This window comes from Spirochaeta dissipatitropha (genome assembly GCF_054657935.1).
The window spans coordinates 1-249 of the sequence record NZ_BAAHXT010000065.1 but is presented as its reverse complement, the minus strand read 5'-3'; the positions used below and the strand labels follow the sequence as shown (position 1 = coordinate 249).

Below are 249 nucleotides of genomic sequence, written 5' to 3'. Positions count from 1 at the left end.
AAGCTGCTTGATGCATATCATCGAACAATTCTTGATATTGAATCACAGATTCAAAAACAGGCCAATGATCATGACCCGGTTGCCTACCATATGCTCCAGACCATTCCCGGGGTCGGGCCGATATTGGCACTGGTGATCCTGTATGAAATACAGGATATATCGCGATTCCCGGGAGTAGGGAACTTCATCTCCTACGCTCGATTGGTCAAATGTGCTCATGAATCAGCCGGAAAGCGGATGAAGGGAGGG

The 249-nt window shown here is 48.2% G+C and carries 1 protein-coding gene; it reads left to right on the top strand.

Going from position 1 to position 249, the window contains the following annotated elements:
• Positions 1 to 249 (top strand): transposase (locus ACYQ2L_RS17250; RefSeq protein WP_460058374.1); only part of this gene is annotated, 249 nt, incomplete at both ends.